The 25,692-nt window shown below is 62.6% G+C and carries 27 protein-coding genes; 16 read left to right on the top strand and 11 right to left on the bottom strand.

Annotated elements, in window-relative coordinates; all coding sequences use genetic code 11:
- Positions 1 to 2 precede the first annotated feature (2 nt).
- Entirely contained in the window at positions 3 to 1,520 is a 1,518-nt protein-coding gene (betC, locus tag QN085_RS25460) for a choline-sulfatase (protein WP_023661433.1), read from the bottom strand.
- A 108-nt stretch (positions 1,521 to 1,628) separates the two neighbouring features.
- On the opposite strand from betC, the gene QN085_RS25455 reads away from it, so the two are divergent.
- On the top strand, positions 1,629 to 2,528 hold the full coding sequence (locus QN085_RS25455; protein ID WP_013970276.1) for a choline sulfate utilization transcriptional regulator: 900 nt from the start codon (positions 1,629 to 1,631) through the stop codon (positions 2,526 to 2,528).
- Positions 2,529 to 2,560: 32 nt separating this feature from the next.
- Here QN085_RS25455 and QN085_RS25450 read toward each other — a convergent pair whose 3' ends face one another.
- The gene (locus tag QN085_RS25450; protein WP_013970277.1) at positions 2,561 to 3,178 is read right to left on the bottom strand and encodes an NAD(P)-dependent oxidoreductase; all 618 of its coding nucleotides are present in this window, start codon (positions 3,176 to 3,178) and stop codon (positions 2,561 to 2,563) included.
- A gap of 52 nt (positions 3,179 to 3,230) precedes the next feature.
- Between QN085_RS25450 and QN085_RS25445 the strand changes: the two genes are divergently transcribed.
- Positions 3,231 to 3,563, top strand: a complete 333-nt coding sequence (locus tag QN085_RS25445) for a DOPA 4,5-dioxygenase family protein (protein ID WP_013970278.1) — start codon at positions 3,231 to 3,233, stop codon at positions 3,561 to 3,563.
- 120 nt (positions 3,564 to 3,683) lie between these two features.
- On the opposite strand, the gene trpA is transcribed toward QN085_RS25445, so the two are convergent.
- Together trpA and trpB are read right to left on the bottom strand one after the other, a co-directional pair.
- Entirely contained in the window at positions 3,684 to 4,493 is an 810-nt protein-coding gene (gene trpA, locus QN085_RS25440) for a tryptophan synthase subunit alpha (protein ID WP_041506330.1), read from the bottom strand.
- A complete protein-coding gene (trpB, locus tag QN085_RS25435; protein ID WP_013970280.1) occupies positions 4,490 to 5,707 on the bottom strand; it encodes a tryptophan synthase subunit beta in 1,218 nt (405 codons plus the stop codon). Before trpB ends, trpA begins: the two co-directional genes overlap by 4 nt.
- 111 nt (positions 5,708 to 5,818) lie before the next feature.
- Between trpB and QN085_RS25430 the strand changes: the two genes are divergently transcribed.
- Positions 5,819 to 6,715, top strand: a complete 897-nt coding sequence (locus QN085_RS25430; protein ID WP_013970281.1) for a LysR family transcriptional regulator — start codon at positions 5,819 to 5,821, stop codon at positions 6,713 to 6,715.
- Here QN085_RS25430 and QN085_RS25425 read toward each other — a convergent pair.
- Positions 6,712 to 7,035 (bottom strand): ElaB/YgaM/YqjD family protein, encoded by a 324-nt coding sequence (locus tag QN085_RS25425; protein WP_003261039.1) that lies wholly within the window; start codon positions 7,033 to 7,035, stop codon positions 6,712 to 6,714. The genes QN085_RS25430 and QN085_RS25425 overlap by 4 nt on opposite strands.
- A 150-nt stretch (positions 7,036 to 7,185) precedes the next feature.
- Between QN085_RS25425 and QN085_RS25420 the strand changes: the two genes are divergently transcribed.
- Both QN085_RS25420 and QN085_RS25415 read left to right on the top strand, forming a co-directional pair.
- Positions 7,186 to 7,401: a dodecin gene (locus QN085_RS25420; RefSeq protein WP_013970282.1), complete on the top strand. Its 216-nt coding sequence runs from the start codon at positions 7,186 to 7,188 to the stop codon at positions 7,399 to 7,401.
- Between the two features lie 101 nt (positions 7,402 to 7,502).
- Entirely contained in the window at positions 7,503 to 7,724 is a 222-nt protein-coding gene (locus tag QN085_RS25415) for a DUF1161 domain-containing protein (RefSeq protein WP_023661435.1), read from the top strand.
- A 98-nt stretch (positions 7,725 to 7,822) separates the two neighbouring features.
- On the opposite strand, the gene QN085_RS25410 is transcribed toward QN085_RS25415, so the two are convergent.
- A complete protein-coding gene (locus QN085_RS25410; RefSeq protein WP_013970284.1) occupies positions 7,823 to 8,827 on the bottom strand; it encodes an LLM class flavin-dependent oxidoreductase in 1,005 nt (334 codons plus the stop codon).
- A gap of 152 nt (positions 8,828 to 8,979) precedes the next feature.
- On the opposite strand from QN085_RS25410, the gene QN085_RS25405 reads away from it, so the two are divergent.
- Positions 8,980 to 9,405 carry an OsmC family protein gene (locus tag QN085_RS25405; RefSeq protein WP_023661436.1) on the top strand — a complete coding sequence of 142 codons (426 nt, stop codon included), beginning with the start codon at positions 8,980 to 8,982 and terminating at the stop codon, positions 9,403 to 9,405.
- Between the two features lie 73 nt (positions 9,406 to 9,478).
- The gene (locus QN085_RS25400) at positions 9,479 to 9,712 is read left to right on the top strand and encodes a DUF1161 domain-containing protein (protein WP_003261043.1); all 234 of its coding nucleotides are present in this window, start codon (positions 9,479 to 9,481) and stop codon (positions 9,710 to 9,712) included.
- Positions 9,713 to 9,746: 34 nt separating this feature from the next.
- Here QN085_RS25400 and QN085_RS25395 read toward each other — a convergent pair whose 3' ends face one another.
- Positions 9,747 to 10,160, bottom strand: a complete 414-nt coding sequence (locus tag QN085_RS25395; RefSeq protein ID WP_013970286.1) for a PA0061/PA0062 family lipoprotein — start codon at positions 10,158 to 10,160, stop codon at positions 9,747 to 9,749.
- 55 nt (positions 10,161 to 10,215) lie between these two features.
- Complete coding sequence (locus tag QN085_RS25390; protein ID WP_013970287.1) at positions 10,216 to 10,629, bottom strand: PA0061/PA0062 family lipoprotein; 414 nt, start codon at positions 10,627 to 10,629, stop codon at positions 10,216 to 10,218.
- 85 nt (positions 10,630 to 10,714) lie between these two features.
- On the opposite strand from QN085_RS25390, the gene QN085_RS25385 reads away from it, so the two are divergent.
- Positions 10,715 to 11,788 (top strand): aminopeptidase, encoded by a 1,074-nt coding sequence (locus QN085_RS25385; RefSeq protein WP_023661437.1) that lies wholly within the window; start codon positions 10,715 to 10,717, stop codon positions 11,786 to 11,788.
- A gap of 122 nt (positions 11,789 to 11,910) precedes the next feature.
- Here QN085_RS25385 and QN085_RS25380 read toward each other — a convergent pair whose 3' ends face one another.
- The gene (locus QN085_RS25380) at positions 11,911 to 12,561 is read right to left on the bottom strand and encodes an HAD family hydrolase (RefSeq protein WP_024087950.1); all 651 of its coding nucleotides are present in this window, start codon (positions 12,559 to 12,561) and stop codon (positions 11,911 to 11,913) included.
- Positions 12,562 to 12,682: 121 nt separating this feature from the next.
- Complete coding sequence (locus tag QN085_RS25375) at positions 12,683 to 13,231, bottom strand: gamma carbonic anhydrase family protein (RefSeq protein ID WP_023661439.1); 549 nt, start codon at positions 13,229 to 13,231, stop codon at positions 12,683 to 12,685.
- 102 nt (positions 13,232 to 13,333) lie between these two features.
- Between QN085_RS25375 and prlC the strand changes: the two genes are divergently transcribed.
- From prlC to QN085_RS25345, 6 genes are all read left to right on the top strand, one after another.
- Positions 13,334 to 15,385, top strand: coding sequence for an oligopeptidase A (gene prlC / locus QN085_RS25370; RefSeq protein WP_013970291.1), 2,052 nt, complete (start codon positions 13,334 to 13,336; stop codon positions 15,383 to 15,385).
- Entirely contained in the window at positions 15,382 to 15,663 is a 282-nt protein-coding gene (locus QN085_RS25365; protein WP_013970292.1) for a YheV family putative zinc ribbon protein, read from the top strand. Before prlC ends, QN085_RS25365 begins: the two co-directional genes overlap by 4 nt.
- Before the next feature lie 124 nt (positions 15,664 to 15,787).
- Positions 15,788 to 17,782, top strand: a complete 1,995-nt coding sequence (locus QN085_RS25360) for a M3 family metallopeptidase (protein WP_023661441.1) — start codon at positions 15,788 to 15,790, stop codon at positions 17,780 to 17,782.
- A 77-nt stretch (positions 17,783 to 17,859) separates the two neighbouring features.
- Entirely contained in the window at positions 17,860 to 18,918 is a 1,059-nt protein-coding gene (locus QN085_RS25355) for a PA0069 family radical SAM protein (RefSeq protein WP_041506331.1), read from the top strand.
- Between the two features lie 422 nt (positions 18,919 to 19,340).
- On the top strand, positions 19,341 to 20,060 hold the full coding sequence (locus tag QN085_RS25350) for a carbonic anhydrase (protein WP_013970295.1): 720 nt from the start codon (positions 19,341 to 19,343) through the stop codon (positions 20,058 to 20,060).
- Between the two features lie 192 nt (positions 20,061 to 20,252).
- Positions 20,253 to 21,785, top strand: a complete 1,533-nt coding sequence (locus QN085_RS25345; RefSeq protein WP_013970296.1) for a SulP family inorganic anion transporter — start codon at positions 20,253 to 20,255, stop codon at positions 21,783 to 21,785.
- Positions 21,786 to 21,917: 132 nt separating this feature from the next.
- Here the strand turns inward: QN085_RS25345 and QN085_RS25340 are convergent, their stop codons facing one another.
- Positions 21,918 to 22,559: a hypothetical protein gene (locus QN085_RS25340; RefSeq protein ID WP_013970297.1), complete on the bottom strand. Its 642-nt coding sequence runs from the start codon at positions 22,557 to 22,559 to the stop codon at positions 21,918 to 21,920.
- Positions 22,560 to 22,929: 370 nt separating this feature from the next.
- Between QN085_RS25340 and coxB the strand changes: the two genes are divergently transcribed.
- Together coxB and ctaD are read left to right on the top strand one after the other, a co-directional pair.
- Complete coding sequence (gene coxB / locus QN085_RS25335) at positions 22,930 to 24,057, top strand: cytochrome c oxidase subunit II (RefSeq protein ID WP_015268462.1); 1,128 nt, start codon at positions 22,930 to 22,932, stop codon at positions 24,055 to 24,057.
- 43 nt (positions 24,058 to 24,100) lie between these two features.
- On the top strand, positions 24,101 to 25,690 hold the full coding sequence (gene ctaD, locus QN085_RS25330) for a cytochrome c oxidase subunit I (protein WP_013970300.1): 1,590 nt from the start codon (positions 24,101 to 24,103) through the stop codon (positions 25,688 to 25,690).
- Positions 25,691 to 25,692 lie beyond the last annotated feature (2 nt).

Here is a 25,692-nt window from a genome sequence, read left to right as displayed (position 1 = left end):
TCTCAATCCAGGGGGGCGGGCTGTGGATAACGTGCCTTGCGCTCGAGGTCGTCGAGATCGATGTGGTTGCGCATGTACTGTTGGCTGGCGTCCACCAGCGGTTGGTGGTCCCAGCTTTTCAGCTTGCCGATGGCCAGCGCCTCGGCCACCAGGCGGCGGCGCCGCTGGCTGGCAAGAACCTGCTGGCGCAGGCTGGGGATATCCCAACGTTGCTGTGCTTCATCGACAAATGCCTGCAGCAGCGCCTGGTGTTCCGGGCTGCCGGTGAGGTTCTCCCGCTCGTGCGGGTCGCGGCTCAGGTCATAGAGTAGGCATGGGTCGTCTTCGCTGTACACGAACTTGTACGGCCCCCGGCGGATCATCATCAGCGGGCCGACGGTGCCTTCGGCCATGTATTCGCCGATCACTTCGTCATGGCCACCCTGCCCTTGCAGGTGGCCGACCAGCGAGCGGCCATCCAGGTGAAGGTGGTTATCCACAGCACCACCAGCCAGCTCGACCAGGGTCGGCAGCAGGTCGCAGGTAGACACCGAAGCGCTGACCCTGGCTGGCGCGAAGTGCTTCGGCGCGTGCACCAGCAGAGGCACCCGCGCCGACATCTCGAACCAGTGCATCTTGTACCAGAGGCCGCGCTCGCCGAGCATGTCGCCGTGGTCGCCGGAGAACACGATCAGGGTGTCGTCGGCCAGGTCGCATTCCTCCAGGGTCTGCAGCAGCAGGCCGATGTTGTCATCGATGTAGCTGCAGGCGCCGAAGTAGGCACGACGGGCGTCACGAATCTTGTCCACAGGCAGCGGCTTGTTCCACAGGTCGTAGACCTTCAGCAGGCGCTGCGAGTGCGGGTCGAGTTCTGCCTGATCGAATTCGGCGCGGGGCATGGGGATATCCACACCTTCGTAGCGATCCCAATAGCGCCGGGGGATGGTGTAGGGGTCGTGCGGGTGGGTCATCGACACGGTCAGGCAGAACGGTCGGCCATCGTTTTCGCGCACATGGTCGTACAGGTACTGGCGCGCCTTGAACACCACTTCCTCGTCGAAATCCAGCTGGTTGGTGCGCACGCACGGTCCGGCCTGCAGTACCGAGGACATGTTGTGATACCAGCTCGGGCGCACGTCCGGCTCATCCCAGTTCACCGCCCAGCCGTAGTCGGCCGGGTAGATATCGCTGGTCAGGCGTTCTTCGTAGCCATGCAGCTGGTCCGGGCCGCAGAAGTGCATCTTGCCCGACAGCGCGGTGCGGTAGCCAAGGCGGCGCAGATAGTGGGCGTAGGTCGGCACATCGGCGGGGAAGTCGGCGGCGTTGTCGTAGGCGCCGATGCGACTGGGCAACTGGCCGCTGACCAGGGTGAAGCGCGACGGTGCGCACAACGGGCTGTTGCAGTAAGCCGAGTCGAACACCACCGCCTGTTCGGCAAGGCGGCTCAGATGCGGCATCTGGATCGGCGAAGAGACGTAGATCGGCAGCAAGGGCGCGGCCATCTGGTCGGCCATGATGAACAGGATATTCGGGCGCGTCATGGTGGCTTCCATCGTTGAGGGTTATGCGAACCGCTTGCCTATCAAGATGCGACTGTGGATAACATGGGTAAAGCCCATGGCGGGCAATGACTGGGATTAGCCCTGCTTATGTTTGACCACCTTGCCAACTTGTCGCTGGATACACTGCGCGTGTTCGAGGCTGCCGCACGGTTGCGTGGCTTTACCGCTGCGGCACTGGAGCTGGGCACCACGCAGCCGGCGGTGAGCCAGCAAGTCAAACGGCTGGAGGCACAGCTGGGCACGCGGTTGTTCGACCGCATTTACCGGGGTATCGAGCTGACCGAGGCCGGCCAGGTGCTGTTCGAACAGGTGCATCAGGGCCTGCAGGCCATGGAGGACGGCATCGCCCAGGCCAGTGGGCGCGGTCAGCGCGAAGTGCTGCAGGTGGCTACCGACTTCGCCTTTGCGGCGTTCTGGCTGATGCCACGGCTGCAGCGTTTTCACGAGGCTTATCCGCAGGTGGATGTGAGCCTGGTGACCGGTGAGCGCAGCCAGGGCATGTTGCGACCGGACATCGATGTGGCGGTGCTGTTTGGCGACGGGCGTTTTCACCAGGGCGAGAGCCGCTGGCTATTCGATGAGGAGGTTTTCCCGGTGTGCAGCCCCCGGCTGATTCATGGCAAACCCTTGTCAGCCGTGGCTTTGCAACGATTGCCCTTGCTGCACTTGAAGGGAGAGCAGGCTAGCCGCTGGTTTGATTGGGCAGGGGTGTTTCGCGGGTTTGGCGTGGCCAGCCCGCCGCCGGCCGGGCAGTTGCGGTTTGATAACTATACGTTGCTGATCCAGGCCGCGATTGCCGGGCAAGGGGTGGCGATTGGCTGGGGGCACCTGGTGGATGGGCTGGTGGAGCAAGGGTTGCTATGCCGGCCGTTGGAGGGGAGTTTGCGCTCGGCGCGCGGGTATTACGCGGTGCTGCCACCACGCAAGCGGCGTGGGGCGTTGATCGAGCGGTTTGTGGATTGGCTGGAGCGCGAGCGCAGCCTGTGACATTCCCGGGGCTGCACAGCAGCCCCGGCAATCTAGACCACGAAGTTCAGATGCTCGCCTCGGTGCAAATCCAGCTCCAGCATATCCACCATGCCCGCAGCGACCCTGGCCAGGTGCCGCAACGGCTCGGCCAACCCCGGCTCCAGCGTACCTTCGGTGCTGCGAAAATGCTCAATCCCCAACCCGGCCAGTTCCTGTGGGGCATTGATCAGCGTCCAGTGCAAGGCACTGCGCTGTAACCCGTCCACCACCTGGTCCACACACTCCCGCTCCGCCTCGCTGTACTTGCCCGGCTCATCCAGCACATCGAAATCGCCCACCAGCAACAGCCGGCGTATAGTCGTACGCTTCAACCCCGCCACCAGCGCCTCGCTCATGCGGGCTTGCCCGGGCAGATCGTCCGGCGCCAGCGTCGACAACAGGGCAATTACTGCCGACCCGCCTGCCGCGCCCTGCTCCGCCTGGTCGGCATCGCCAAGCCCGCCTATCTTGAAATGCAGGCCGGGGCGCGGCGCGTGGCGGTTGAGGTCGTCGACCACGGCGGTGACTTCGTGCTGGCGCGACAGCAGCTCTACCATCAGGGCGTTGCCCAGGCTGCTTTCAGGCCCGAACAAGACCAGTTTGAACACTGGGGTTTCGGCGTTTTTCACTGCATCACTCCCTTTGCAGGTGGTGATGTTTGGACCGCAATCAGGAGTTATCGTGCAGAGGATCAAGGGTTACCACGCCCACGTTTACTACGACGCAGCGACCATGGACCAGGCCCGTGAGCTGTGTGAGGAAGCGGCGCGGCTGTTTCCCGTGACCATGGGGCGCATGCACCAGAAACCGGTGGGGCCGCACCCGGACTGGAGCTGCCAGCTGGCCTTCGAGCCGGAGTTTGTGGGGGTGGTGCTGCCGTGGTTGGCACTGTATCGGAAGGGGTTGGTGGTGTTCATGCACCCGCTGACCGGTGATGAGCTGGCGGACCACCGTGACCATGCGATCTGGATGGGGGCGGTGCGGCCGCTGGATCTGTCGATTTTCGGGGGATAGGCCTCTATAGCCTGTGCTGGCCTCTTCGCGGGCAAGCCCGCTCCTACAGGTCCTCCACAGCTTTCAGCATCTGTGTTGTCCCTGTGGGAGCGGGCGTGCCCGCGAAGCAGGCGACGCGGTTCAGCGGCGGGCGCCGCGCACCCCTTCAGCCAGCGCCGAGCACAGGCTCAATACATCGTTGACTGCCTGCTCGGCACTCTTGGCCTGGGCAATCTTGTCGACCAGCGCCGAGCCCACCACTACGCCGTCCGACAGGCGGGCAATGGCCGCAGCCTGCTCCGGCGTACGAATGCCGAAACCTACGCTGATTGGCAGATCGGTATGCCGACGCAGGCGGGCGATGGCTTCGGTCACGTGCTCGGTGGTCGCCGAGCCGGCGCCGGTCACACCGGCCACCGACACGTAGTAGACGAACCCGGAGCTGCGCTCCAGTACGCGCGGCAGGCGCGCGTCGTCGGTGGTTGGGGTAGTCAGGCGGATAAAGTCGATACCCGCTGCCTGGGTCGGGGTTGCCAGTTCGGCGTCGTGCTCTGGCGGCAGGTCGACGATGATCAGGCCATCTACACCCGCTTGCTTGGCTTCGGCCACGAACTTTTCCACGCCAAAGCGGTGGATCGGGTTGTAGTAGCCCATCAACACGATCGGTGTGGTCTGGTTATCCACACGGAATTCGCGAACCATCTGCAGGGTCTTGGCCAGGGTCTGGCCGGCTTCCAGGGCACGCAGGGTGGCCAGCTGGATGGCCACGCCGTCGGCCATCGGGTCGGTGAACGGCATGCCCAGTTCAATCACGTCGGCACCGGCTGCCGGCAGGCCCTTGAGGATCTGCAGCGAGGCGTCATAGCCCGGGTCGCCCGCGGTGACAAAGGTGACCAGTGCCGAGCGGCCTTCGGCCTTCAGCTCGGCGAAGCGTTTTTCAAGACGGCTCATGCCTGTTTCTCCTGGGCGGCCATGTGGTTCATGACGGTTTGCATGTCTTTGTCGCCGCGGCCCGACAGGCACACGACCATCAGGTGGTCCTTGGGCAGCTTCGGTGCGCGCTTGATCGCCTCGGCCAAGGCGTGGGAGCTTTCCAGGGCCGGGATGATGCCTTCCAGGCGGCAGGTGGCATGGAATGCATCCAGCGCTTCGTCGTCGGTGATGCTGACGTACTCGACACGCTTCACTTCGTGCAGGTAGGCGTGCTCCGGGCCGATGCCCGGGTAGTCCAGGCCGGCGGAAATCGAGTGGGCGTCGGTGATCTGACCGTCTTCGTCCTGCAGCAGGTAGGTGCGGTTGCCGTGCAGCACGCCCGGTATGCCGCCGTTCAGGCTGGCGGCGTGCTTGTCGGTGTGCACGCCGTGGCCACCGGCTTCGACGCCGATGATCTGCACGCTTGGCTCTTCGAGAAACTCATGGAACAGGCCCATGGCGTTGGAGCCACCACCGACGCAGGCAACCAGGCTGTCTGGCAGGCGGCCTTCCTTCTCTTGCAACTGGGCGCGGGTTTCCTTGCCGATGATCGACTGGAAGTCGCGGACCATGGCCGGATACGGGTGCGGGCCAGCCACGGTGCCGATCAGGTAGAAGGTGTCTTCGACGTTGGTGACCCAGTCGCGCAGAGCCTCGTTCATGGCGTCCTTCAGGGTGCCGGTGCCGGCAGTGACCGGGACGATTTCGGCGCCAAGCAGCTTCATGCGGAACACGTTGGCCTGCTGGCGCTCGATGTCGGTGGCGCCCATGTAGATTACGCAAGGCAGGCCGAAGCGGGCAGCGACGGTGGCGGTGGCCACGCCGTGCATGCCGGCGCCGGTTTCTGCGATGAGGCGCTTCTTGCCCATGCGCTTGGCCAGCAGCACCTGGCCGATGCAGTTGTTCACCTTGTGCGCGCCGGTGTGGTTGAGCTCTTCACGCTTGAAGAAGATCTTGGCGCCGCCGCAGTGCTCGGTCAGGCGCTCGGCGAAGTACAGCGGGTTGGGGCGCCCGATGTAGTCGCGCTGGAAGTAGGCCAGCTCTTCGAGGAACTTGGGGTCTGCCTTGGCCGCTTCGTATTCGCGGGCCAGGTCCAGCACCAGTGGCATCAGGGTTTCGGCCACGTAGCGGCCGCCGAACGAGCCGAACAGGCCATTGGCGTCGGGGCCGGGGCGGTATTGGGACTGGGTCATGGGGGCGCTCCAGGGCGTAATGAATGAGTGATGGGCTTTACTCTAACCACGGCAAGCCCAGCTGAAAACCGATAAGATTGCGCAAACTTGTCAGAAAAACTCACAGGTAAAATGGCCCACGACCTCCCTCCCCTCAACGCCCTTCGGGCTTTCGAGGCTGCCGCACGGCTCAACAGCGTCAGCCAGGCGGCCGAAGCGCTGCACGTCACCCATGGCGCCGTCAGCCGGCAGATCAAGGTACTTGAAGAGCACCTGGGCGTCGCGCTGTTCGTGAAGGACGGGCGTGGCATCAAACTCACAGATGCCGGCGTACGTCTGCGCGATGCAAGTGGCGAAGCTTTCGATCGCCTGCGCAGCGTGTGCGCCGAGCTCAGCCACAACGTCAGCGAGGCGCCGTTCGTGCTGGGCTGCTCGGGCAGCCTGCTGGCGCGCTGGTTCATCCCGCGACTGGGGCGGCTGCAGGCGGATTTACCTGAACTGCGTCTGCACCTTTCGGCCGGTGAAGGCGACCTGGACCCACGGCGGCCAGGGTTGGATGCGCTGCTGGTGTATGCCGAGCCGCCATGGCCGGCGGACATGCAAGTGCATGTGCTGGCCGAGGAGCGCATCGGGCCGGTGCTCAGCCCGCATTTCGCCGGTTTCGAGCGCTTGCATGGCGCGCCGGCCAAGGCTTTGCTGGACGAAACCTTGCTGCACACCACCTCGCGCCCGCAGGCTTGGCCGACCTGGGCGCTGGAACAGGGTTTGGAGCCGGCGGCCCTCCACTATGGCCAGGCCTTCGAGCACCTGTATTACCTGCTGGAAGCTGCCGTGGCCGGGCTGGGTGTGGCGATTGCGCCGCAGCCGCTGGTCGCTGACGACCTGCGAGCTGGCCGTTTGAGTGCGCCGTGGGGCTTTTCACCTACCCCTGCGGCATTGGCGCTGTGGGTGCCCAGGCGCGCCGCGGACGGGCGCGCCGAGCAGTTGGCGCAGTGGCTAAGGGCGGAACTGGCGCGACAGGGCGCTTAGTTGCGTTTGCACATCAGGTACGCCGCCAGCAAGCCTAGCGCGCCAATGGCAACGCCGGCAGTCGTGTACGGGTGTTCCTGGGCATAGTCGCGGGTGGCGATGCCGGTCTGGCGGGTGCGGTGCTTCACTTCCTCGTAGGCATCGCTCAACAGGTGGCGAGAATGACGCAGGGCACTCTCGGCGTTGCTGCGGATTGCCTTCACCGATTTTTGGGACTCCTCCGACGCATCATGCTTGAGGTTTTCCAGGCTTTTCAGAAGGCTCTCGATCTCCGCTTCCATGCTTTCCAGGGACGTTCTACGCAGCGAATTGCGGTGCATGTTGACTCTCCTTTGCAGTATGGACTGTAAGGATTGCGACCTTGGGCACGCGGGAAAGTGCGATCGAACTTTCGTCAATGGTGACCGCTCGCAGGTAAACCAGGCCTGCGCTGCTAGGCTCAATCTCACCATCATCCGAGGAGAGCGCTCATGACCGATCATCACACCTACAAGAAGATCGAGCTGGTGGGGTCTTCGACCACCAGCATCGAAGAGGCGATCAACAATGCCTTGGCCGAAGCCGGCAAGAGCATAAAGCACCTGGAGTGGTTCGAAGTGATAGATACCCGTGGCCATATCCGTGATAACAAGGCGGCGCACTTCCAGGTCACGCTGAAGGTCGGCTTCCGTATCGCCAATAGCTGAAACACTGCCGGGCTGGATGAGCCCGGCATGATGGGGTATTTAGGGAGGGGGCGCCTTGGCGGGCGCCTTTTCTGATTTCATCTGCACAAGGAAAGCGAGTGATGAACAAACTGATTCTGGCGCTGGGCCTGATGACGCTGGCCGGTGGAGCGCTGGCGGCGGGCAAGCCGTGCGAGGAGCTCAAGGCAGAGATTGCGGCCAAGCTGGATGCCAAGGGGGTCACCGGCTACAAGCTGGAGATCGTCGACAAGGGCGACCCGGCCGGCAAGGTGATTGGCAGCTGCGAGGGTGGTACCAAGGAGATTGTGTACCGCCGCGGCTAATATGCTGGCCTCTTCGCGGGCTCGCCCGCTCCCACAGGCATATCACAGGCCAGAGAGCGACGCTGTACCTGTGGGAGCGGGCAAGCCTGCGAAGAAGATCACGCGGTCTTGAGAGCCTGCGCCATCAGTTCATAGGACCGAATCCGGTCCGCATGCTCATACAAATCACAGGTGAAGATCAGCTCATCTGCCCCGGTCTGCTCCAGCAGCACTTCCACCTTGGCCCGCACCTTCTGCGGGCTGCCAATCATCGCCAGGCCGAGGAAGCTACCCACCGCGTCCCGTTCATGGGGCAGCCACAGCCCATCCATGCTTTCCACAGGCGGCTTCTGCATCAGGCTCTGCCCGCGAATCAGCGCGAGGATGCGCTGGTACACCGAAGTGGCCAGGTACTCGGCCTTTTCGTCGGTTTCCGCCACCACCATGGGGATGCCCAGCATCACATACGGCTTGTCCAATGTGGTCGAGGGCTTGAAGTGGTTGCGGTACACGCGGATCGCCTCGTGCATGTAGCGCGGCGCAAAATGCGAGGCGAAGGCGTAGGGCATGCCGCGCATGCCGGCCAGTTGAGCGCTGAACAGGCTAGAGCCGAGGAGCCACATCGGCACCTCGGTATCGTGCCCTGGCACGGCGATCACTTTTTGATCATCGGTACGCGGGCCGAGGTAGCGTGACAGTTCCTCGACATCGTCCGGGAAGTCATCCGGGCCGCCGGCGCGGTCGCGGCGCAGGGCGTAGGCGGTCATCTGGTCGGAACCCGGTGCGCGGCCCAACCCCAGATCGATGCGTCCCGGGTGCAGGCTGGCCAGGGTGCCGAACTGCTCGGCGATCACCAGCGGCGCATGGTTGGGCAGCATGACCCCGCCAGAGCCCACGCGAATGCTCGAGGTCCCCCCGGCCAGGTAGCCGATCAGCACCGAAGTCGCCGAGCTGGCGATGCCGTCCATGTTGTGGTGCTCGGCTACCCAGAAGCGGTTGTAGCCAAAGCGCTCGACGTGCTGCGCCAGGTCCAGCGAGTTGCGCAGCGACTGCGCCGGGCCGGCGTCGGCGCGTACCGGCACCAGGTCGAGGGTGGAAATCTTCAGGTCACGCAGCTGCGTCATGGAGCCTCCGCAAAGGTGTTTGGCCACAGGCCTTTTCAACTCTGTATGGGCACATTCGACGGATTCAATGCTTGCCGTGCGATTGCTCTGAACTTGCCGTAGGCGGCTGACCTCTGAAGCCATAAGCATGTAACCCGAGACCAGGAGGCATCATGAAAAAGACAGCATCGGCGATCTGGCAAGGTGGCCTGAAGGACGGTAAAGGCCTGCTTTCTACCGAAAGTGGCGCGCTAAAGAAGAACCCCTACGGCTTCAACACCCGTTTCGAGGGCTCGCCCGGTACCAACCCGGAGGAGCTGATTGGTGCGGCGCATGCCGGCTGTTTCTCGATGGCGCTGTCGATGATGCTGGGCGAAGCGGGGTTCACCCCGGACAGGATCGACACCGCTGCCGAAGTGACACTCGACAAGCAAGCTGATGGCTTTGCCATTACGGCGGTGCATCTGGTGCTCAGGGCCAAGGTACCTGGGGCGAGTGAAGCGCAGTTCTTGCAGATCGCCGACAAGGCCAAGGCCGGGTGCCCTGTGTCCAAGGTGTTGAACGCGAAGATCAGCCTGGATGCAGCGCTGGTGGGATGAAGCCGTGCAATGAGGGCGGTTTGCTGTAGTCTAAACAGCGTCGGCAGCACGCTGCCCTTTCAGGAGCCGTTTCATGATTCGCGTAGCAATCACCGTGTTGGCTTCCCTGGTCGCCACATCTGCGTTGGCGGCGGTCAAGCCGTGCGAGGAGCTCAAAGCCGAGATCGAGGCCAAGATCCAGGCCCAGGGTGTTTCGTCCTATACCCTGGAGATCGTGCCCAACAGCGAGGTCAAGGACCAGAACATGGTCGTCGGGACCTGCGATGGCGGGACCAAGAAGATCATTTATCAGAAGAATGATCGGTAGATTCCAGAGCCTGGGGTTGCGAAGCAGCCCCATATCAAGGAATGCAGAACACCTCGCTAGGCTCGTTCACCACCACCTTGCGGCTGCCGTCATACAGTAGCACTTGCGGCTCCATTACCGGCGCCCGTGCCTCCAGGCGATAGCGCTCACCGGCCTTGAAGTTGTCAAAGCGCACAGTCAGGTAGCAGGTACGATCCCGGGGCTGGGTCATGAGGCCGCCCCCGTAGATCTCGTAATCGAAGCGCACTACCAGTTCGTGCTTGCCCGGCGTCACCTGGAAGTAACGGCCATCTTCCAGGCGCTTGCCGTCGAGGCGGTCGGCCATGATCACCCTGCCGGGAGTCATGGTGTACAGATCGACCCAGGCCTGCTTGGGGTCGACGGGCGGCAAGGGGCTGGCGCATGCCCCCAGTGCACTGAGGGCGATCAGCATCATGGGCTGGCGCATGGCAAGACTCCCACTTGCGACTTATAGGCTACAAGCATAGCGCCGTTTGTGCGTTTCAGGTGCGCTGGCAGCCTGCAGGCGAGCCCTGGCCAACCAGCTTTTGCTGACGGTCATAGAGTTTGATCCAGGGGCGGAAGCCGATGCTGCCAGCCTGCAACTGGTAGCGCTGACCGGCACTGAAATCCTTGAAGGTCAGCTTGACCTGGCAATCCCGCCACAAAGGCTCCTCGACCGGGCCGATATTGCTGGGGGTAACCGGAAACTGGTAGCGCACGGTCAGCTCGTGGCTGCCGGGCTGTACTTCGAAGTAACGGCTATCGGCCCAGTCGCGTTCATCTACCTGCACAGCGTGCAGCGAGGTGTTGTCGTAGGGCGTGAGGTCGATCCAGGCCTGGTTCGGGTCCGGGTCTGGCAAGGTCGAACAGGCGGATATCAGCAGCAATGAGCCGGTGACCAACAGTGCACGCATGGCGAAACGCCCCCTTGGCGAGATAGTCTTGGAGTGAATCGGCCTTGAGCGAGTCAGACAGTTCCGGATGCTTCGACTTATTCTTATGCAGCGCTCAGGCCCTGGGCCACTCGACCTTGTTTTCACCCGTTTGGTTCCCCTGCTGGCGGTGCTCCTGCTGAACGGTTGTAACAGCGCCGCCTACTATGGGCAGTTGGCCGAGGGCCAGTGGCAGCTGCTACGCGCACGGCAGCCGGTGGAGCAAGTAGTGGCCAACCCGGCCACTTCGGCGCAATTGCGCGCGCGCCTGGAACACGCCAGGCAGGCGCGGGTATTTGCCAGCCAGCAGCTGAAGCTGCCGGACAATCGCAGCTACCGGGTGTATGCCGACATTGGCAGGCCCTATGTGGTGTGGAATGTGTTCGCTACCCCCGAGTTGTCGTTGCAGCCAGTGACGCACTGCTTCCCGATCGCGGGGTGTGTGGCCTATCGCGGTTATTATCAGCAAGGCGCGGCACGTGGGGCGGCGGCGTTGATGCGCCAGGATGGCATGGATGTGTACGTGGGCGGCGTGGAGGCCTATTCGACTCTGGGCTGGTTCGACGACCCTATCCTGTCGTCGATGGTGGGCTGGAGCGACGAGCGCCTGGCCACGCTGATCTTCCATGAACTGGCCCACCAGCGCTTCTATGTGCAGGACGACACCGAGTTCAACGAGTCGTTTGCCTCCTTCGTCGAGCAGGAAGGCACGCGGCAATGGCGTGTGGCGCGGGGCCTGGCTGCCTCTGGCGGGGAGCAGGGGCAGCAGCGTGAGCAATTCATCCGTTTGGTGCTGGCCAGCCGCGAGCGGTTGCAGGCGATTTATGCCGGGCCTCTGGATGATGTGCAGAAGCGGGCGGCCAAGCAGGCGGAGTTCGAGCGGCTTAGGCGGGAATACCGGCAGGTGCGTGATGCCCAGTGGGGTGGTGACAAGCGTTATGACGCCTGGATGTATGGGCCGATGAGCAATGCCAAGTTGCTGCCGTTCGGGCTGTATGACCAGTGGGTACCGGCGTTTGCGGCGGTGTTCCGTGAGGTGGGTGGGGACTGGGAGCGGTTTTATCAGCGGGTCGAGCAGTTGGGGCAGTTGCCGATTGAAGAGCGGAAGGTGGCGTTGCAGCGGTTGATGGTGAACCTGTGAGAATTTGGGGCCGCTTTGCGGCCCATCGCGACGCAAGGCCGCTCCCACAAAGGTCCTGCTTACGCCGATCGATGTGGGAGCGGCCTTGTGTCGCGATGGGCTGCAAAGCAGCCCCCAGGCCATCAAGCCTTGAGAAATGCCTGATGCATCTCGGCCAAGGTAGCAAAGTGGTAGGCCGGCTCTTCCGCCATCAGTTCTTCCTGGCTACCAAACCCGTACCCCACCGCCACCGCCTGCAAGCCATTGCTGCGCGCACCGATCAGGTCATGCTTGCGGTCGCCGATCATCAGCGTCTTCGCCGGGTCCAGCCCTTCTTCCTCAAGCAGGTGACGAATCAGCTCGACCTTGTTGGTGCGTGTGCCATCCAGCTCACTGCCATAGATCACCTTGAAGTGGTGGTCGAAGGCGAAGTGCCGGGCGATTTCGCGGGCGAACTTCCACGGTTTGGAGGTGGCGATGTACAGCGTGCGACCCTGCCCGTTCAGGGCCTCGAGCAGCTCCGGCACACCTTCGAACACCAGGTTTTCGTACAGGCCGGTGACGCTGAAGCGTTCCCGATAGAAGTTCACCGCATCCCAGGCCTTGGCTTCGTCGAAGCTGTAGAATTGCATGAAGGCCTGCAGCAGGGGTGGGCCGATGAAGTGCTCGAGGCGGGTGAGGTCCGGCTCATCGATGCCCAGTTTGGCCAGGGCATACTGGATCGAGCGGGTGATGCCCTGGCGTGGGTCGGTCAGGGTGCCGTCGAGGTCGAAGAGGATGTTTTGCTGATGCATTTGCGGGTTCCACTTTGAATGCTGCGTGGTCTTCTTCGCGGGTAAACCCGCTCCCACAGGGATATCACAGGGCCTGAGGCCGGCGCCGTACCTGTGGGAGCGGGTTTACCCGCGAATGCGGTCATTCAGGTTGATCGTAGCCTTCGGCCAGATGCTGGTCCTTGAGCTTCACGTAGTTACTGGCGCTGTAGGCGAAGAACGCGTGTTCCTGGTCGTTCAGCAACCGAGCCTGCTTCACCGGGCTGCCCATGTACAGGTACCCACTGACCAGGCGCTTGCCCGGCGGCACCAGGCTGCCGGCGCCGATGATCACTTCGTCCTCCACGATGGCACCGTCCATGATAGTGCTGCCCATGCCGACCAGGATGCGGTTGCCCAGGGTGCAGCCATGCAACATGACCTTGTGGCCGATGGTCACTTCGTCACCGATGATCAGCGGGAAGCCGTCCGGGTTGAACGGGCCGGCATGGGTGATATGCAGCACGCTGCCGTCCTGCACGCTGGTACGCGCGCCGATGCGGATGCGGTGCATGTCGCCGCGTATCACAGTCAAAGGCCATACGGAGCTGTCTTCACCGATTTCCACGTCGCCCAGTACTACCGCCGATCGGTCGACGAAGGCCCTGGGCCCAACTTTCGGAGTGTGTTGCTGGAAGCTTCGGGTGGCCATGATAGCGTCTCTCATCTGTGCCGATAGGCAGGCTGCCTGCTGCGGTCGGCGTCGATTGTAATTAAGATGGGGCAGTGTTTCTTCTGCCAAGGTATCCAAACCGTGAGTGCGAACAACCCGCTTCTGCAGTCCTACGATCTGCCGCCCTTCTCGCAAATCCGTGCCGAACACGTGTTGCCGGCGATCGAAGCGATCCTGGCCGACAACCGTAAAGCCATTGCCGAGATCCTCGAAAAGCAGGGCAAGAACCCTACCTGGGCTGGCCTGGTGCTGGCCATGGACGAACTGAATGACCGCCTGGGCGCCGCCTGGAGCCCGGTCAGCCACCTCAATGCGGTGTGCAACAGCGCGGAGCTGCGCGAAGCGTACGAGTCATGCCTGCCGGCGCTGAGCGCCTACTCTACCGAACTGGGCCAGAACCGTGCGCTGTTCGAAGCCTACCAGGCGCTGATCGACAGCCCCGAAGCCGCCGGCTTCGATGTGGCGCAAAAGACTATCCTCGAGCACGCCCTGCGGGACTTCCGCCTGTCGGGTATCGACCTGCCGGCGGATAAACAGCAGCGCTACGCCGAAGTGCAGAGCAAGCTCAGCGAGCTTGGCAGCCGTTTCTCCAACCAGCTGCTCGACGCCACACAGGCCTGGACCAAGCATGTTACCGACGAAGCCGCGCTGGCCGGCCTGACCGATTCGGCCAAGGCGCAGATGGCCGCGGCCGCCCAGGCCAAGGGCCTCGACGGCTGGCTGATCACCCTGGAATTCCCCAGCTACTACGCGGTGATGACCTACGCCAGCGACCGCGCCCTGCGCGAAGAGCTATACGCGGCCTACTGCACCCGCGCCTCGGACCAGGGCCCGAATGCCGGCCAGTTCGACAACGGCCCGGTGATGCAAGAAATCCTTGACCTGCGCCAGGAGCTGGCCGAACTGCTGGGCTACAAGAACTACGCGGAGCTTAGCCTGGCCACCAAGATGGCCGAGTCCAGTGACCAGGTGCTGAGCTTCCTGCGTGACCTGGCCAAGCGGTCCAAGCCGTTCGCCGCCCAGGACCTGGAGCAGCTTAAGGCTTATGCCGCCGAGCAGGGCTGCCCTGAGCTGGCCAGCTGGGACGCCGGGTACTTCGGCGAGAAGCTGCGCGAGCAGCGCTACAGCGTGTCGCAGGAAGCCCTGCGCGCCTACTTCCCGATCGACAAGGTGCTGGGTGGCCTGTTCAGCATCGTGCAGCGCCTTTACGGTATCGAGATTGCCGAGCTCAAGGGGTTCGACAGCTGGCACCCGGATGTGCGCCTGTTCGAGATCAAGGAAAACGGCCAGCACGTCGGCCGCTTCTTCTTCGACCTCTACGCGCGCGCCAACAAGCGTGGCGGCGCCTGGATGGATGGCGCGCGTGACCGTCGCCGCACAGCCGCTGGCCAGTTGCAGAGCCCCGTGGCCAACCTGGTGTGCAACTTCACCCCGGCCGCGCCCGGCAAGCCGGCGCTTTTGACCCACGATGAAGTCACCACCTTGTTCCACGAGTTCGGCCACGGTCTGCACCACATGCTGACCCGCATCGAGCATGCCGGTGTATCCGGTATCAACGGCGTGGCCTGGGACGCGGTCGAACTGCCGAGCCAGTTCATGGAAAACTGGTGCTGGGAGCCGGAAGGCCTCGCACTGATCTCCTCCCACTACGAAACTGGCGCCCCCCTGCCCCAGGACCTGCTGGACAAGATGCTGGCGGCAAAGAACTTCCAGTCGGGAATGATGATGGTGCGCCAGTTGGAGTTCTCGCTGTTCGACTTCGAGCTGCATGCAACCCATGGTGACGGCCGCAGCGTGCTGCAGGTGCTCGAAGGCGTGCGCGACGAGGTGTCCGTCATGCGCCCACCGGCGTACAACCGCTTCCCCAACAGCTTTGCGCACATCTTTGCTGGTGGTTATGCGGCGGGCTACTACAGCTACAAGTGGGCCGAGGTGCTGTCGGCAGACGCCTTCTCGCGCTTTGAGGAAGAAGGCGTGCTGAATGCCGAAACCGGCCGAGCCTTCCGCGAGGCGATCCTGGCACGTGGTGGTTCGCGCGAGCCGATGGAGCTATTCGTCGACTTCCGTGGCCGTGAGCCTTCCATCGATGCCTTGCTGCGCCATAGTGGCCTGAGCGAGGACGCTGCAGCATGAGCGAGGTAGCCGTGAACAAGACCAAGAAACGCTTCATTGCCGGGGCGGTATGCCCGGCGTGCAGCGAGACCGACAAGCTGATGATGTGGAACGAAGACGGCGTACCGCACCGCGAGTGCGTGGCCTGCGGCTTTACCGACACCCTCAACGAGCAGGGCTTGTCGGTGCCGAAGGAACTCGGCACCCGGGTCAATCATCTGGAACCGAAAGCCGCGCCGGCCAAGGTACAGACGGTGCAGTTCTTCCCCAACCCGAAGCTGAAGAAACCGGCTGAATAAAGCCGTCGTGCCGCCCGGGCGCCGTGCCCGGGCCGGCATGCCCGGGTGGTAGATAATCAGGCCACCTACTGCACGCTGGCCATGCAAGCTCACCTGCTCTTCCCTACGAGCAAGGTGTTGCACCATGGATAACCCACTTCTGCAAGATAGCCATATCCCCGTCGATTATCCGTCGATCACGCTTCAAAACATGCAAGTTGCCTTCGACCACGTGCTGTTGGCGCACGAGCAAGGCATCGAACGCATCATCCGCGACCAGCAGGCACTGCCAACCTGGGATGACATGGTGCTGGCGGTGGACGGGCTGGATAGTCAGCTTCTGACGGTGTTGTATGCCGCCTCGCCATTGGTTGGTCGGGATGAAGCCTGGGCTGGTGCCATTTCCGACTTCTTCGCCAAGGCTACGGAGCGGTTCGAACAGAAATTCACCAACTCCGCACTGCAGGCCCTGTATGAGCGCTTGGCCAACAGCGACATCGGCAAGCAGCTGGATGCCCAGAAACGCGCTACGTTGCGCTGGCATCTGCACAAGTTCGCCTCCAGTGGCGCATCGCTCGACCCCGCAGGCAAGGTTCGCCTGGCCGAACTGCTGAAACAGATCGGCACTGCGCGGGAGGCGTTTCGCAGCAACATCAACCGGCCAGGGCTGAGCATCACGGATGAGTCCGAACTGAGCGGTGTACCTCAACGCATTCGTGACGAGCTGGCTACAAGGGCACAGGAGGCGGGTGAGCCGGGGTGGTTGATTGCGTGTGAAAGCGTGACTACCGACGCCGTGCTCAAGCATGCCGACAACCGGCAGCTGCGTGAGCGCGTATACCGGGCTTACAACACCCGAGGCGTCGGCCTTGGCCAACAGCAGGATAATCGCTCGCACCTGGAGCAACTGGCGAGGCTGCTGGAAGAAAAGGCCCACTTGCTCGGCTTTGCCAGCCATCTGGAGCAGAGCCTGCATTCGAAGAGCGCGGGTTCGGTTGCCCAGGTGCGCGGCTTTCTTCATGACCTTGCCGACCATGTGCGGCCGGCCGTGCTGCAGTGGCGTGCAGAAATGCAGCATCAGGCCGCAGCCAAAGGTCTGGAGAATGTCCAGCCCTGGGACATTGCCTATCTGCAGGCCTCGTCGCGCGAGGTGCTTTCCACCGAAGCCTTGCGCGAACACTTCCCGCTGAATGCCGTGGTCAGTGCATTGCAGCAGTTGGCGGAAAAACTGTTTGGCGTAACGCTGCTGGCCAAGCCGCTGGCAACCTGGGATGACAGCGTGCAACCGTTCGAGGTGTGGCAGGACAACGCCTTGATCGGTTTCCTGTACCTGGACGCCGTACAGCATGCCGGCAAGCAACCTGACTCGGTGTTCACCACCTACATTCGCAACCGCCGGGTCGATGCCGAGGGAATCTTCCAGGCGGCCTCGGTGGTGGTCTACAGCGACGTGCCTGCAGCGCTGCCGGGTAGCCAGCCGTTACTGGACCATCTATCACTGCGCAAGCTGTTCCATGAATTTGGCCATGCCTTGCACCATTTGCTGGTGCGCACGACCAACCACGTGATGTCCAACGTCACCGAACTCGGTACCGATGGCGTGGAACTGTTCGGCAAGCTGTTTGAGCGCTGGGTCTGGGACGCGGATTACCTGGTGGCGATCTCTTCGCCACTTCAGGATGGCAGCAAGCTTTCCCGGGCCCGGGTCGATGAATGCCTGCGCCGCTTGCGGCAGCAAGGTGTGGAGGAAACCGCGCGCGACCTGAGCATGGCGCTGTTCGATCTGGACCTGCATGGCACGCCGAACGATGGCCGGTCCCTCGAGCAGCGCCTGGGCGATGCTCGTGAGCGTTGTGGCTACTGGCCCTTGGCCGATTTCGAGCACCCGGCGCATGCCTTCGACCATCTGGTAAATGGCTACGATGCCGGTTATTACGCCTATCTGTGGTCGGACGTGCACGCATTCGACCTGTTCACCCGCTTCAAGGCCCAAGGCCTGCTGGACCGGGCCACAGGCCGGGCGCTGCAGGAGACATTGCTTGCCCCTGGGGCATCGCGACCTTTACGTGACGGCATTGAGGCGTTTCTCGGCCGGCAGTCAAGCCAACTGCCCTTCCTGCGTTGGCATGGCCTGAAGTGAGAGTGGGCTGACCGGAGGTGCTGGAAAGAATCAGGCATGCGCGATACTGTACATGAATACAGTATCAGAGGTAGGCCATGATTCCTCCAGCACCGCAAAAGGGCCGTGGCACGGCGTACAATCCGCACAACCGCTTTGCCCCCAGCCATTCGATGGCGGAGGATGACGGCTGGTATCAGGAGGTGCCGCAAACCCAGGGCACCGAGGTACGGGTAGAGACGGCCAAATCGGTGATCAGCCGCAATACCTCGCCCGACCTGCCCTTCGACCGTTCCATCAACCCATACCGTGGCTGCGAGCACGGTTGCATCTACTGCTATGCCCGCCCTTCCCACGCTTACTGGGACCTTTCCCCCGGCCTGGATTTCGAGACAAAGCTGATTGCCAAGACCAACGCCGCCGAGGTGCTTGCGCAACAATTGAGCAAACCGGGTTACGTGTGCGCGCCGATCAACCTGGGTTCCAATACCGACCCGTACCAGCCGATCGAACGTGAACAACTGCTGACCCGGCGCCTGCTCGAAGTGCTGCTGCGTTTTCGCCACCCGGTGACCATCGTCACCAAGGGGTCGCTGGTGCTGCGCGACCTCGACCTGCTGGCCGAGATGGCTCGCCAGCGCCTGGTGCGAGTGATGATCAGCCTGACCACGCTAGACGATGACTTGAAACGGGTACTGGAACCGCGTGCGGCGTCACCCAAGGCGCGCTTGCGGGCGATCCGCGTGTTGCGCGAGGCGGGAGTGCCGGTGGGCGTGTTGTGTTCGCCGATGATTCCGATGATCAACGACAGTGAACTGGAACGGCTGCTGGAGGCGGCGAGGGAGGCAGGTGCACAGAGCGCAGCCTACATGATGTTGCGCCTGCCGCTGGAAGTGGCACCGTTGTTCGAGCAATGGCTGCAGGACCATTACCCGCAGCGGGCGGCGCATGTGTTGAGCCTGATCCGCCAGAGCCGCGGCGGCGAACTGTATGACAGCCGCTTTGGTGCGCGCATGCGCGGTGAAGGCGTGTTTGCCGAGTTGCTGGCGCAGCGTTTTGCCAAGGCCATGAAGCGGCTGGAGTTCAAAGGGCGAGAAGCGCATGCGCTGGATTGTTCGGCGTTTTGCCCGCCGGGTGGGCAGATGGCGTTGTTCTGATGCTTGAGCAGAGCACGGTCTTTGTGGGAGCGGGCGCGCCCGCGAACACCGGCGCAGCCGGTGCCATGTACCGAGTTGTCTCCTTCGCGGGCACGCCCGCTCCCACAGGTTCTGCGCAGGTTCCGGGTTCCCACGTGTGGCGCATTGCCAGCCCTCAATGCAACTAATTCAAGTTGATAATTGCAGTAATGGCTCTTGGCAGTTGATGTTTTTTTGCTATTATCCAATACCCGCCTTTCTCATCTGGAACACCCGTTCTAGAGCCTTCGAATTAAGTTTCAGTTAAGTTTTCCCCGCTAGCGTAGGAAATCAGTCTTCACCGACTGTGATCTAAGGCCCGTGCGTGTCATCTAAATCCCTGCATAGCCAGAATCTTTCACCGGTAAAATGGATTTACCTACACACCGTCAAGAGGATGAATCATGCCCGTCAAGGACCCATCCAAGGTCGTACCGCAGGTCCCCGCGGAGAGCGCCGATGCCGCCCTGAAGCACATCGTCGACGGCTTCCTGCGTTTTCACCATGACGTTTTCCCCGAGCAGCAAGAGCTGTTCAAGAAGCTCGCCACCGCGCAAACCCCGCGAGCCATGTTCATCACCTGCGCCGACTCGCGCATCGTTCCCGAGCTGATCACCCAGAGTTCACCTGGCGACCTGTTCGTGACCCGTAACGTCGGTAACGTGGTACCGCCGTATGGCCAGATGAACGGCGGCGTTTCCAGCGCCATCGAATACGCCGTACTGGCGTTGAAAGTGCATCACATCATCGTCTGCGGCCACTCCGACTGCGGCGCCATGCGTGCCGTACTCAACCCGCAATCGCTGACCAAGATGCCGACCGTGTCCGCCTGGTTGCGCCACGCCGAAGTGGCCCGCACCGTGGTCGAGAACAACTGCTCGTGCGGCAGCGAACATGAAACCATGCAGGTGCTGACCAAGGAAAACGTCATCGCCCAGCTGCATCACCTGCGCACCCACCCTTCGGTGGCTTCGCGCCTGGCAGCCGGTGAGCTGTACATCCATGGCTGGGTCTACGACATCGAGACCAGCAAGATCGAAGCCTACGACGCCGCCAGCGATACCTTCCTGCCCTTGGCTGCTGGCGAGCCGGTCCCCTGCGCTACTCCGAGAGGCCGCTACTAAGCGACCCATCCACCCGCTGGAACCTTGATAGCCGGCTGCACCCCGTAGGGGTGTGGCACGGCCTTCGGCTGCCTTGAATTCCCTGACTGCCTTGCCGGCACGCCCGCTGGCGGCCCGCGCCTGCGCGCTCGTCAGGGGCAAACGTGCCCACGGCCAGGGGAATGGCTGTGTGACAAAGAAAGGAGAAACACGGTGAACATTACACAGTTGAAAGCGGCCCTGCCGCGTGAGTTGCTGGCGTCGGTGGTGGTCTTCCTGGTGGCACTGCCGTTGTGCATGGGCATTGCGATCGCCTCTGGCATGCCACCGGCCAAAGGCCTGATTACCGGCATTATCGGCGGTATTGTCGTAGGTTTCCTCGCCGGTTCGCCGCTGCAGGTCAGTGGCCCGGCCGCAGGTCTGGCGGTATTGGTATTCGAGCTGGTACGCCAGCATGGCATGGCCATGCTCGGGCCGATCCTGCTGCTGGCCGGCTTGCTGCAGTTACTGGCCGGGCGCCTGCGCCTGGGCTGCTGGTTCCGGGTTACCGCTCCGGCGGTGGTGTACGGCATGTTGGCGGGGATTGGCGTGCTGATCGTGCTTTCGCAGGTGCATGTGATGTTCGACACCGCGCCGCAGCCATCCGGCATGCAGAACCTGCTGGAGTTCCCAGCGACCGTGGCCGCCGCCCTGCCGCAGGAAAGCGCCGGCTCTGGTTGGATGGCCGGTGCGCTTGGCCTGGGCACCATCGCCATCATGTGGAGCTGGGAGCGGCTGCGACCGCAGCGGCTGCGCTTCGTCCCGGGTGCCCTGCTGGGTGTGTCGGCCATGACGGCCATCAGCATCTGGCTGGCTTTGCCGGTGAACCGCGTACAGGTGCCGGCCGACCTGTCCGAGGCCATCGACTGGATCCGCCCTGGTGACCTGATGCAACTGGCCGACCCTACCTTGTTGGTCGCCGCTTTTGCCCTGGCCTTCATCGCCAGTGCCGAAACCTTGTTGTCGGCTGCAGCGGTTGACCGCATGCACAGCGGCCAGCGTTCGGACTTTGATCGTGAGCTGTCGGCCCAGGGCATCGGCAACATGCTGTGCGGGGTGCTCGGTGCGTTGCCGATGACCGGGGTAATCGTGCGTAGCTCGGCCAACGTGCAGGCAGGTGCGCAGACCCGGGCTTCGGCGATCTTCCATGGTCTGTGGCTGCTGGCGTTCGTTGTGGCGTTGAGCAGCGTGCTGCAGCAGATCCCGGTGGCGAGCCTGGCGGGTGTGCTGGTGTTCACCGGGGTCAAGCTGGTGGATTTCAAGGCGTTTCGTGGGCTGGGCCGCTATGGCCGCATGCCGATGTTCACCTACGCGGCGACGGCGCTGGCGATCATCTTTACCGACCTGCTGACCGGTGTATTGCTGGGCTTTGCCCTGACCTTGCTGAAGCTGGCACTGAAGGCGGCTCGGTTGAAGATCAACCTGGTCAGCCTGGAAAAGGCTGGGCACATGGAATTGCGGCTTAGTGGCGCGGCCACCTTCCTCAAGGTGCCGGCGCTGACCCAGGTGCTGGATAGCGTACCGGCGGGGACCACCCTGCATGTGCCGTTGGGTAACCTCAGCTATATCGACCACTCGTGCCTTGAGCTGCTTGAGGATTGGGGGCGCAGTAATTCGGCCAATGGGTCGCGGTTGCTGATCGAGCAGCGGCGCTTGAAGCGGCGGATCGAGGGGCGGATGCGGACTACGGCGGGGGTTGGGGCCTGAAGCTGAAAGTCTGTATCGCCTGAACTGGCCTCTTCGCGGGTAAACCCGCTCCCACAGGTACTGCACAGGCTATGAACCCTGTGGAGTACCTGTGGGAGCGGGTTTACCCGCGAAGAGGCCGGGACAGGAACTTCAGGCCGGCTGGCCCAGCTCCACCCCCAACTGCCGCGACAGGCACGGCCAGCGCTTCCACGCCGCGCCCGTTTCCGGGCTGCTCAATTTCTCGCGGTAGGCCTCCACCGACTCCACCGCGAAGCTTTCGTCGTTCAACATTTCATCCACCGAGTGGTGCACCACTTCATCCAGCTGGTTGGCAAACGTCTCGCCAATCAACTGGTGGGCAATTAGGTTGGCGACGGTGGTGTCGACCGGGATCAACGGTTGCTGGAAGTGACGGATGTACAGGTCGTTCACCTCTTCCACCAGGCGGTGCGCCAGGTAGGCCTCATCCAGCAGGCAGTCCAGGCCCATATGCCCTTGCATCAGGCTGGGCGGCTGCAGGAAGTAGGCTTCGGCGATTTTCAGTACAGGTTTGATCTGCGATTCGATCCCGGCCTCGCGGGCGACCTCATGGGCGGCCTCCAGCAGTTCCGGAACCTGGTCGATGTAGGCGCTGACGAAGCGCGCCAAAGTACCCTGGGCGTCCTGCTCAGGCAGTTGGATCGAGGGGTGCAGGTGGGGCAGTTGCAGCTCGAGACGCTTTTTCAGTTGGCCGGTCTGGCCTTCGTGTTGATGGGCTTGGCTTACCTGCTCGCGTACAGCAGCGATGTTCATGACAACTCCAGGGACATTACGTTTCAAACGGAAGACACTAAATTAGCTCGGTATACAGAATACCTAAGACGCATTTGTTATAAGTTCGCGCAAACGTGTGCATGCTCAGGCATATCGAAAAGCCATTATTGTGCCATGCCGTGTCAAGCGCGCGGTTTTCAGGCCATTCAGCCATTTCATGAAGTTCATTTCACGGGCTTCGTTGCGTGCCGTTGGTCGCTGTCTATACTCCCGGTGAACGTGATTCGTTGATGAGGCCCGACTGCTTTTAGCAGGGGCTCGGTCGTCGAAGCCAGGTAGTCTTGACCACCGTTCCCTCTTGCCGCAGGCCACGCCTCCGGGACTACAAGAACGAGAAGGGGAACCCGCAATGATGCGACATCCACATGTCTGGATGGGCCTCCTGTTGTGGTCGGTTTTTGGTCAGGCCAACGCCGCCTGGACCGTGAACATGCACCCAGGCGCGACGGAAGTCTCCAACGCCGTCTTCGACCTGCACATGACCATCTTCTGGATCTGCGTGATCATCGGCATCGTTGTCTTTGGCGCGATGTTCTGGTCCATGGTCATCCACCGCCGTTCCACCGGCCAGCAGGCTGCGCATTTCCACGAGCACACCTGGGTGGAAATCCTCTGGACCGTGGTCCCCTTCCTGATCCTGGTGGCCATGGCCATCCCGGCCACCAAGACCCTGATCGACATCTACGATGCCAGCGAGTCGGACATCGATATCCAGGTTACCGGCTACCAGTGGAAGTGGCACTACAAATACCTTGGCCAGGACGTGGAGTTCTTCAGTAACCTGGCCACCCCCACTGAGCAGATCCACAACAAGGCACCCAAGGACGAGCACTACCTGCTCGAAGTCGACCAGCCGCTGGTGCTGCCGGTTGGCGCCAAGGTGCGCTTCCTGGTAACCGCTGCCGATGTCATCCACTCCTGGTGGGTGCCGGCCTTCGCGGTCAAGCGTGATGCCATCCCCGGCTTCGTCAACGAAGCCTGGACCCGTATCGAGAAGCCCGGCATCTACCGCGGCCAGTGCACCGAGCTGTGCGGCAAGGACCACGGTTTCATGCCGGTGGTGGTCGAGGTCAAGTCCAAGGCCGACTACGACACCTGGCTGGGCGAGCGCAAGGCTGAAGCTGCCAAGCTCAAGGAGCTGACCAGCAAGGAATGGACCCTGGAAGAACTGGTGGAACGTGGTGACAAGGTCTACCACACCACCTGCGTGGCCTGTCACCAGGCCGAAGGCCAGGGCCTGCCGCCGATGTTCCCTGCGCTCAAGGGCTCGAAGATCGCCACCGGGCCGAAGGAAGCCCACCTGGGCATCGTCTTCCACGGCAAGCCCGGCACTGCCATGGCCGCGTTCGGCAAGCAGCTCTCGGAAGTCGACATCGCCGCCGTGGTCACCTACGAGCGCAACGCCTGGGGCAACAACAAGGGTGACATGGTCACGCCGAAGGACGTGCTGGCGCTGAAGCAGGCAGAAGCGCAATGAACCGGGTTACTCGCGGCAATCAATGGATTGCAGGAGACAGGACATGAGTGCAGTGATCGACGACCACGCCCACGGCCATGACCATGCGCACGGCCCGGCCAAGGGCCTGATGCGCTGGGTGCTGACCACCAACCACAAGGACATCGGCACGATGTACCTGTGGTTCAGCTTCATCATGTTCCTGCTCGGCGGCTCGTTCGCCATGGTGATCCGCGCCGAGCTGTTCCAGCCTGGCCTGCAGATCGTCCAGCCGGAGTTCTTCAACCAGATGACCACCATGCACGGCCTGATCATGGTGTTCGGTGCGGTGATGCCGGCCTTCGTCGGCCTGGCCAACTGGATGATCCCGCTGATGATCGGCGCGCCCGACATGGCTTTGCCGCGGATGAACAACTTCAGCTTCTGGCTGCTGCCGGCAGCTTTCCTGCTGCTGGTCTCGACCCTGTTCAGCCCGGGCGGCGGGCCCAACTTCGGCTGGACCTTCTACGCCCCGCTGTCCACCACCTACGCGCCGGCCAGCGTCACCTTCTTCATCTTTGCCATCCACCTGATGGGCATCAGTTCGATCATGGGCGCGATCAACGTGATCGCCACCATCCTCAACCTGCGCGCCCCGGGCATGACCCTGATGAAGATGCCACTGTTCGTCTGGACCTGGCTGATTACCGCATTCCTGCTGATTGCGGTGATGCCGGTGCTGGCCGGCGTCGTCACCATGATGCTGATGGACATCCACTTTGGTACCAGCTTCTTCAGTGCCGCCGGCGGTGGTGACCCGGTGCTGTTCCAGCACGTGTTCTGGTTCTTCGGCCACCCCGAGGTGTACATCATGATCCTGCCGGCCTTCGGCGCGGTCAGCTCGATCATCCCGGCGTTCTCGCGCAAGCCGCTGTTCGGCTACACCTCGATGGTGTACGCCACCGGCGCCATCGCCTTCCTGTCGTTCATCGTCTGGGCCCACCACATGTTCGTTGTCGGTATTCCGGTGGTCGGCGAGCTGTTCTTCATGTACGCCACCATGCTGATCGCCGTGCCTACCGGGGTGAAGGTGTTCAACTGGGTCAGCACCATGTGGGAAGGCTCGCTGACCTTCGAAACGCCGATGCTGTTCGCCATCGCCTTTGTCATCCTGTTCACCATCGGCGGATTCAGCGGGCTGATGCTTGCCATCGCTCCAGCGGACTTCCAGTACCACGACACCTACTTCGTGGTGGCGCATTTCCATTATGTGCTGGTGCCTGGGGCTATCTTCGGCATCTTCGCCTCGGCCTACTACTGGCTGCCGAAATGGACCGGCCACATGTATGACGAAACCCTCGGCAAGCTGCACTTCTGGCTATCGTTCATCGGCATGAACATGGCCTTCTTCCCTATGCACTTCGTGGGGCTGGCCGGCATGCCACGGCGAATCCCCGACTACAACCTGCAGTTCGCCGACTTCAACATGGTGTCGTCGATCGGCGCGTTCATGTTCGGCGCTACGCAGATCTTCTTCCTGTTCATCGTCATCAAGTGCATCCGCGGCGGCGCGCCGGCACCGGCCAAGCCATGGGATGGCGCCGAGGGCCTGGAGTGGTCGATCCCTTCGCCTGCGCCCTACCACACCTTCCAGACGCCACCGGAAGTGAAATAGGA

This window comes from Pseudomonas sp. M2(2023), from assembly GCF_030263955.1.
Classification (GTDB): Bacteria; Pseudomonadota; Gammaproteobacteria; order Pseudomonadales; family Pseudomonadaceae; genus Aquipseudomonas; species Aquipseudomonas asiatica.
Note: the sequence above shows the minus strand (reverse complement) of the source record. Positions and strands in the feature narration are given on the sequence as shown.